The following is a 7,346-nucleotide window of genomic DNA, read 5'->3' as shown; positions in this document are numbered from 1 at the left end:
CGGTGCAGGAGGGCGTAGCGCACGCACTGGGCTGGCACCTTGACCGCTGGAAGTCGGGCGGCGCCGGCCCGCAGGGGCCGTTCAGCCATTCGCCGGTGAACCCGCTGACCGGCGCGGGGCTGCTGGGCGTGGAGGCCGAGGTGGCACTGCGCGTCGACGCCAACGGCGCGCCCGAGGCGATGTGCATTGCCGTGGAGCGGGTCGCCTCGCGCTGGGAGGAAGGACTGGCCGCGCCGGACCTGCTGCGCATGGCCGACCATCAGTCCAACGCCGGCCTGCTTCTGGGCGCCTGGCAGCCGTTTCGCGCGCTCGACTGGGCGCAGCTCGAATGGCGGCTGGCCCTGCCCGGCCAGGCCGACATCGTGCGCCGTGGTGGCCATTCGCTGGGCGATCCGGCCGGCGTGCTGCCTGCCTGGCTGCGCCACGTCACGCGCCATGGCGCCACCCTGAATGCCGGCACCGTCGTGACGACCGGTGCCTGGGGCGGTCTGCACCCGTGCGCGGGCGACGCCCGCGGCACACTGGCCATCGAAGGCCTGGGCGAGTTCAGCTTCTCAGCAGCGGCGTGAACACCGTGACGAAGGTCGCGACGTTGACCGCCACGGTCACCCAGTAGAGCCGTCGGAACGACGCCTTCGCGGTCTTGTGGCGCAGCAGCCGCTGCGCCAGAAGCGCGCCTGGCCAGCCGCAGGCCAGCGACAGCAGGTGCAGCGTGTTTTCGGCCACCCGCCAGTCGCCGCGCGCGGCGGCCCGCTTGTCCAGCAAGTAGGTGATGAAGGTGGCCAGGCTCATGGCCGAGTAGATGCCCCACAGCCAGTTGGGTACACCCCAGATCAGGTGGACGGTCAACACGAGGCCGGCGAACGCGGGGATCAGCAGCAGCACGCGGTTGCCATCACGCCGGACCGCGGCCGGTGGCGTGGCCCGTACCGCGAGGCTTTGCACGTCCTGCGCGCGGCGCTTTCCCTGCGCGTCCTGGCCTTCTCGGTAGTTGAGCCGTTCGCCCACGAAGGGCCGGTGCGGCCGAAGCCCAAACGCCTTCACGTGGACGAAGACTTTGGCGCCGCCGCCGTCGGGCGTGATGAAGCCGTAGCCCTTGGCGTCGTCCCACTGCGTCAGCGTCCCCTTCATGCCAGCGCTCCCAGGTGCGCCTTCAACGCCGCGATCGCATGGCGCACCTTGGCCGGCTGGCCCGGATTGCCATCGTGGCGCTGCGGCGTCATCGCCCAGATGGGCAGGTCGGGCAGCGCCAACGGGGTGGCCAGGCGCAGCAGCCGGCCGGCAGCCACGGCTTCGGCCACGTCCTCGTCGCCCAGCCCCGCGATGCCCAGTCCCGCCTCGCACAGCTGTTGCAGCGTCAGCTGGTTGTTGCTGGTGTGGCGCGGCTGCACAGTCAGCTCGGTGCCCGGCAGGCGGCGGAGGTGGTCGGTCCCGTCCTGCAGCATCAGCCAGTCGGCTTCCCGCAAGGCCTCCGGCGCGGCGGGCACTCCGCGATGCGCGAGGTAGGCCGGCGCGGCATACAGGCTGCTGTGCATGGCGCCGATGCGCTGCGCCACCCAGGGGCTGTCGGGAAGCCGGCCGAAGCGGATGGCGAGATCGATGCGGTGCGCCACCAGGTCCGTGAAGCCGTCCTCCACCTGCAGGTGCAGCCGCAGGCCCGGGTGGGCGGCCAGCAGCGGCGCCAGCGCCGGGCCGATGTGCCGGCCGAAGCCCACCGTCATGGCGATGCGCAGCTCACCCTCGGGCGCGTCGCGCAGTTGCTGGAGCTGGGCCTGCGCAGCTTCTGCCGCGGCCACCATGGCCGCGCAGCCCGCGTGGAAACGCTCGCCGGCCGGCGTCAGGCTGAGCTTGCGCGTGGATCGGTGCAGCAGCGTGACGCCCATGTCCTTCTCCAGGGCCCTGACCTGCTGGCTGACGGCCGAGGTGCTAGTGCGCAACTGCCGCGCTGCCGCGGCAAAGCTGCCGTGGCGCACCACCGCAGCGAGGACGGCCATGCGTTTGAGTTGGTCAAGCATGAAGTTTTTCTAAACAGTCTGCGTTGCAATAGCCGGCTTATCAGCGCATTGTGAAGCAGAAACAATCATTCCATCGCAACCCCGTTGTTGGAGCAACCTCATGAACATCGCCCTGATCGGTGCCACCGGCTTCGTCGGCGCCGCCCTGCTGGAAGAACTGTTGAGCCGTGGCCACCAAGTGCGCGCGCTGCAGCGCGACCCGGCCAAACTCACCGCCCGACCCGGGCTGGACGTGCGCGCGGTGGACGTGCTGAGCGCCACCGACCTGGCTGCCGAGATCAAGGGCGTGGACGCCATCGTCAGCGCTTTCAACGCCGGCTGGAGCAATCCCAATCTCTACGACGACTTCCTGCGCGGCAGCGATGCCATCGCCGACGCGGCGCGCCAGGCCGGCGTGCGGCTGATCGCCGTGGGCGGCGCGGGCAGCCTGTTCATCGCGCCGGGCCAGCAGCTGGTGGACTCGCCGGCCTTCCCGGCTGAGTGGAAGTCCGGTGCCCTGGCGGCCCGCGAGATGCTGAACCGCCTGCGCGCCGACCCGAGCACGCTGGACTGGACGCTGGTGTCGCCTGCGATACACCTGGAGCCGGGCCCGCGCACGGGCAACTTCCGCATCGGGGGCGAGGCGCCCGTGTTCGACGCTCAGGGTGAGAGCCGCATCAGCGTGGCGGACTTGGCCGCGGCCATCGTCAACGAGCTGGAAGCGCCGCAGCACCGCCGCGCCCGCTTCACCGCAGGCTACTGATCGCGGACCAGGAAGCGGGCCTCGGCGCCAAAGCTCGCAAGCTTGGCGCTCAGGCCCGCCGAGATCTCGGCCGGCTCGGCAAAGCCCTGGCGCTGCCAGTAGGGCATGGAGCCTTGCACGGCCACGAGACCGAGGCGCGCCAGGCCCAGCGTCCGCGCGCGGTCGGCAAGCCGTGACAGCAGGCGTCCCGCCAGCCCCAGCGAGCGCGCCTCCGGCGCCACAGCCATGTCATGCAGATAGAGCAGCGTCGGCGATGCAGACGGCTCGCAGTGCAGCGCATCCAGCGCCGGCAGCGTCGCGTCGCAGACCGGCAGGCTGACGGCATAGGCCAAAGGCACACCCCCATCCGATGCCGACCGGCGCGCCATCCAGCAGCAATCCAGCCCCTCGGTGACGGCCAGCTTGGCCGCGAACGCTTCGCGACGCTCCAAAAAGCCGACGCCGTAGCAGCGCTGTTGCAGCGCCAGTACGGCGTCGAGATCGGTTGGAGACATCGCGTGGAGTTCCACGCGATCCATCTCAATCAGCGGCCGAAGCCGCCCTTGCGCGGGCCGGCCGGGCCACGGCGCTCACCCCCGAACGACGGGCGGTCGCCGCCGAAGCTGGGCTTGCCGCCGCCTTGGAAGGGGCGGTCACCGCGAGGCTGGAAGCCACGGTCGTCCCGGGGTGCAAAGCTGCGCTCCTCGCGCGGCTTGAAACCTCGGTCCTCACGCGGCGCGAACCCGCGGTTGTCGGGGCGCGGCTGGAAGCCGCGGCCTTCGCCCCGCGGCGCAAAGCCCCGGTCGTCACGAGGCTCGAAGCCGCGCTGCTCCTGCTGGCCACCGCCGTTGTCGAACGGACGGTTCTCGCCAAAGCGACGCTCTTCCCAACGGCCGCCACCCTGGTGGCCGCCATGGCCGAAGGGCTTGCCGCCGCCGTGGTGCGGGCGGCCGCCGTGACCGTTGTCATCGCGACGGAAGCTCTTGTTGCCGAAGCCCGGGCGGCCACCGAAGCGGTCACCGCCACGGTCGAAGCCCTGACCGGCGGGGCGCGGCGGGAAGATGCGCGGCTCCTGCGTCTTGGGCTCCAAGCCGGCGACGTGGCTGACGGGGATCGTCTGCGTCGTGAACTGCTGGATGCGGCGGATCATGGACACGTCGTCGCGCAGGCCCAGCGTGATCGCCAGACCCGATCGGCCGGCACGGCCCGTGCGGCCGATGCGGTGCACATAGTCCTCGGCCTTCATCGGCAGGCCGTAGTTGATGACGTGGCTGATGGTGGGCACGTCGATGCCGCGGGCGGCCACGTCGGTGGCGACCAGCACGCGCAGGTCACCACGGCGCAGGCCCATCAGCACGCGGTTGCGCTTGCCTTGCGGCATGGCCCCGTGCAGCGGGGCGACCGCGTGACCGATCTCGGCCAGGCGCTCGGCCAGCCAGTCGGCGTCGCGCTGGGTGCTGGTGAAGACGACGGCCTGCTCCAGCTCGGGCGTGGCCAGGATGGCTTCCAGCAGCTGGTCCTTGTGATGGGGGTTGTCGGCCCAGTGCAGGCGCTGCTCGATGTTCTCGTGCGTGTCGGTGTGGCTGGCAACCTCGATACGCTGCGGGTCCTTCAGCAGTTGCTGCGCCAGGCGGCCGACGTGGCCAGCGAACGTGGCGCTGAACATCACCGTCTGCTTGGTCTCGGGCGTGTGGCTGGTGACGACGTTGATGTCATCGATGAAGCCCATGTCCAGCATGCGGTCGGCCTCGTCCAGCACCAGCATCTCGACGTTGTTCAGCACGCACTTGCCGCTGGCCAGGTGATCCAGCAGGCGGCCAGGGGTGGCGATCAGGATGTCGAGCGGGCCGGTCAGCTGGCGGATCTGCAGCGGATAGGGCATGCCGCCCAGCACGGTGGCGACCTTCAGGCCGGGGATATGGCGGCCGTAGGTTTGTGCAGCCTTGGCCACCTGCATGGCCAGTTCGCGCGTCGGGGCCAGCACGAGCACGCGCGGGCCGTAGATGACGCCCTTCTCGCGACGCTTGGTGTTGTCGCCGCGGGCGGCCAGGACCTTCTCCAGCGCGGGCAGGATGAAGGCGGCGGTCTTGCCCGAGCCGGTGCGCGACGAGACCATCAGGTCCTTGTTCGCGATGGCCAGGGGAATGGCTTGGGCCTGCACGTCGGTGGCATTCTCGTAGCCGGCGTCCTTGACGGCTTGCAGCACGGCGGGGCTCAGGCCCAGGGTCTCGAAACTCATCGTTCGTTCTTTCGTTCACAGTCACGCCGCGCAGGCAAATGCGCAGCGCCGAGGGGCTCGCTTGGCCCTTCGGAATCACATAAGTCGCTGGGAGATAGATCAGCTCGCGTCGTGCGGCTCGGGCATGTACATCAGCCCGGGTGCGGCGCGGGGGAACAGTCAGTCAAAGCGACGGCTTCATCGCCGCCGACCGATCCGTGTTCGGAGTCCGATGCGCGCTGGGATGCGTTTGATCGAACGAGGTCAGAGGAGACGTGGAACTCCTGGAGCAAGCCCCAGGCGAAGCCGAGACTGTAGCATGGATCAGGGTTTTCACCAAATCACTGCGGGCTCTGGCACACTCGCGGCCCGGGTCGGCAGAACACCCAGGCCTTGCCGCGCGGCACCCGCCGCGAGCTGAACCTGCCCTGTAGCGATACAGACACCGCCTTTGTACACGTGGACCTCGCGTGCGCCCTGGCTGCAAGCCGGCAAGCCCAGCCTCTTCACCGTTGGCGTGCGCATGGAGTGCCCCGTGCCCCGTGAATCCCTGCCCCTCGTCGTGGACGACCTGTCCACCTTCGCCAAGTCGCTGCGTGCCCAGTTGCTCAAGCATGAATCGTCGCAGCCGCCTGGCCACCAGACCCTGCTGAACATGCTGGCCCGTGCGGCCGGCCACAGGAACCTGCAGACGCTGCAGGCCAGGCCGCCTGCACCGCGGCCGGTCGCTGCGCCACAGGCCATGACGCACAGTGACATCGTGCGCCGCACGCTGCGGCTCTTCGACGACCAGGGCCGGCTCACGCGCCTGCCCGTCAAGCGCTCGCTGCAGCTGATGTCGCTGTGGGGCCTGTGGATGCGCTTCGACGCCAAGCGCCCCTACCGCGAGCGCGAGGTGAACCAGATACTGACCACCTGGCACTGCTTCGGCGACTACTGCACGCTGCGGCGCGACCTCGTCACGCAAAAGCTGATGGCTCGCACCGCAGACAGCTCGGTCTACACCAAGCTGCCAGCCCGGCCGAACGAGGATGCGATGGCGCTGATGCGGGCACTACGCCAGCTCGGCGCCTAGCCAGCCGCGCAGGCTGTTGAAGAAGGCCAGGCCCTCGGCGCGGGCCAGGTCGTCGCGCGTGAGCCGTGCCTCACGGATGCGCCCCTGGGCAAGCAGCTCAGCGCGCATCACGCCGGGCAGCAGGCCCGCGGCCAGCCGCGGCGTCAGCCACGCACCGGCCAGCTTCACGGCGAGGTTGCCAAAGCTGCATTCGGTCAGCTCACCGGCCTCGTTCCAGAGGATGACGTCGAAGGCTTCGTCCGGCTTGCAGAAGGCGTAGAGCTCACGGCGCGTCGTCTTGTGGGCGAGGAATTCGGCGCGCGCGCCCAGCGTCGGGACGGGACCGTCAGCCAGTGCGAGACGGACTGGTTCGGGCGTGGGCATGAAGGCGGCCAGCGTGTGCGCGAAGCGACCTTTGACATCGCAGGTCAGGCGCAGCCGCCAGCAGCCTTGCGGGTGCGCGGCGGCCGCATCCCTCACGTGGGCGCGGGCCTCGATCATCGAAAAACGCAGTCCGAAATGCCGCGCCGTGCGCTGCATGCGGGCCAGGTGGGCATCACCCCGCAGCGCCACGCCGTCTTCCAGGCGCAGCGTCTCCAGCGCCTCGACCGGCGCCTCGGCCCGGGCCAGGAAGCGTGACTTGGCCCGCCATTCGGCGATTTCGGCGGAAGGCTCGCTGTCCAGCGTGATGGCGCTGCCCAGCCCGCAGGCCAGCACATCCCCCTGGAACTCGACGGTGCGTATGGGCACGTTGAAAGTCGCGATGCCGCCCGGCTGGATCAGCCCGAGCGCGCCGCAGTACCAGCCGCGTGTCGTGGGCTCCAGTTCGCGGATGATCTGCATCGCGCGGACCTTGGGCGCCCCGGTGACCGAACCGCAGGGGAACAGCGCCGCGAAGGCCTCGGCCAGCGTCAGGCCGGCCCGGCTCACGGCCGTGACCGTGGACGTCATCTGCCAGACGGTGGGCAGCGCGTGCAGCTCGAACAGCCGCGGCACGCGCACCGTGCCGAGCTGGGCGACGCGGCTCAGGTCATTGCGCAGCAAGTCCACGATCATGAGGTTCTCGGCGCGCTCCTTCTCACTGGTGCGCAGATGCTGCTGAGCGGCCTCGTCATCGACGCGGTCACGTCCGCGCGCCGCCGTGCCCTTCATGGGCTGGGCGGCCAGCAGCCAGCTGGCCTTGGCGCCAGGCACGGGGCGCCAGTCGAAGAACAGCTCGGGCGACACGCTGGCCGCGCCGGCCTCGCGCAGGAACAGGCTGAAACCGCCGGGCTGGCTGGCATGCAGCGCGAGGAACAGCTGCGCGGGGCCCAGTCCGCCCGCGCTAGCGCGCAGCCG

8 protein-coding genes are annotated in these 7,346 nt (G+C 70.2%); 3 read left to right on the top strand and 5 right to left on the bottom strand.

From position 1 onward, the window contains the following. Positions 1-569: 2-keto-4-pentenoate hydratase (locus VGF12_RS19220; RefSeq protein WP_331177659.1), on the top strand; the 569-nt coding region annotated here is incomplete at its 5' end. Here VGF12_RS19220 and VGF12_RS19215 read toward each other — a convergent pair. Both VGF12_RS19215 and VGF12_RS19210 read right to left on the bottom strand, forming a co-directional pair. Next, positions 547-1,131 (bottom strand): cold shock and DUF1294 domain-containing protein, encoded by a 585-nt coding sequence (locus VGF12_RS19215; protein WP_331177658.1) that lies wholly within the window; start codon positions 1,129-1,131, stop codon positions 547-549. The two genes, VGF12_RS19220 and VGF12_RS19215, sit on opposite strands and share 23 nt — an antisense overlap. Next, complete coding sequence (locus VGF12_RS19210; protein ID WP_331177657.1) at positions 1,128-2,015, bottom strand: LysR family transcriptional regulator; 888 nt, start codon at positions 2,013-2,015, stop codon at positions 1,128-1,130. Before VGF12_RS19210 ends, VGF12_RS19215 begins: the two co-directional genes overlap by 4 nt. Before the next feature lie 100 nt (positions 2,016-2,115). Here VGF12_RS19210 and VGF12_RS19205 point away from each other — a divergent pair, with 100 nt between their 5' ends. Beyond that, positions 2,116-2,757, top strand: a complete 642-nt coding sequence (locus VGF12_RS19205) for an NAD(P)-dependent oxidoreductase (RefSeq protein ID WP_331177656.1) — start codon at positions 2,116-2,118, stop codon at positions 2,755-2,757. On the opposite strand, the gene VGF12_RS19200 is transcribed toward VGF12_RS19205, so the two are convergent. Then, positions 2,751-3,251, bottom strand: coding sequence for a GNAT family N-acetyltransferase (locus VGF12_RS19200; protein ID WP_331177655.1), 501 nt, complete (start codon positions 3,249-3,251; stop codon positions 2,751-2,753). The two genes, VGF12_RS19205 and VGF12_RS19200, sit on opposite strands and share 7 nt — an antisense overlap. A 29-nt stretch (positions 3,252-3,280) precedes the next feature. Then, a complete protein-coding gene (locus VGF12_RS19195) occupies positions 3,281-4,975 on the bottom strand; it encodes a DEAD/DEAH box helicase (RefSeq protein ID WP_331177654.1) in 1,695 nt (564 codons plus the stop codon). 514 nt (positions 4,976-5,489) lie between these two features. Here VGF12_RS19195 and VGF12_RS19190 point away from each other — a divergent pair. After that, positions 5,490-6,029, top strand: a complete 540-nt coding sequence (locus VGF12_RS19190) for a DUF2087 domain-containing protein (protein WP_331177653.1) — start codon at positions 5,490-5,492, stop codon at positions 6,027-6,029. Here the strand turns inward: VGF12_RS19190 and VGF12_RS19185 are convergent. Next, on the bottom strand, positions 6,009-7,346 hold a 1,338-nt coding region (locus tag VGF12_RS19185; RefSeq protein WP_331177652.1), incomplete at its 5' end, for a bifunctional anthranilate synthase component I family protein/class IV aminotransferase. The genes VGF12_RS19190 and VGF12_RS19185 overlap by 21 nt on opposite strands.

It is taken from the genome of Roseateles sp., assembly GCF_036404855.1.
Taxonomy (GTDB): Bacteria; Pseudomonadota; Gammaproteobacteria; order Burkholderiales; family Burkholderiaceae_C; genus Pelomonas.
Note: the sequence above shows the minus strand (reverse complement) of the source record. Positions and strands in the feature narration are given on the sequence as shown.

Bases quoted from the DNA above. Each gene is read 5' to 3' on its own strand.
- VGF12_RS19215 (WP_331177658.1), bottom strand. From the start codon at position 1,131: ATGAAGGGGACGCTGACGCAGTGGGACGACGCCAAGGGCTACGGCTTC.
- VGF12_RS19210 (WP_331177657.1), bottom strand. From the start codon at position 2,015: ATGCTTGACCAACTCAAACGCATGGCCGTCCTCGCTGCGGTGGTGCGC.
- VGF12_RS19205 (WP_331177656.1), top strand. From the start codon at position 2,116: ATGAACATCGCCCTGATCGGTGCCACCGGCTTCGTCGGCGCCGCCCTG.
- VGF12_RS19200 (WP_331177655.1), bottom strand. From the start codon at position 3,251: ATGTCTCCAACCGATCTCGACGCCGTACTGGCGCTGCAACAGCGCTGC.
- VGF12_RS19195 (WP_331177654.1), bottom strand. From the start codon at position 4,975: ATGAGTTTCGAGACCCTGGGCCTGAGCCCCGCCGTGCTGCAAGCCGTC.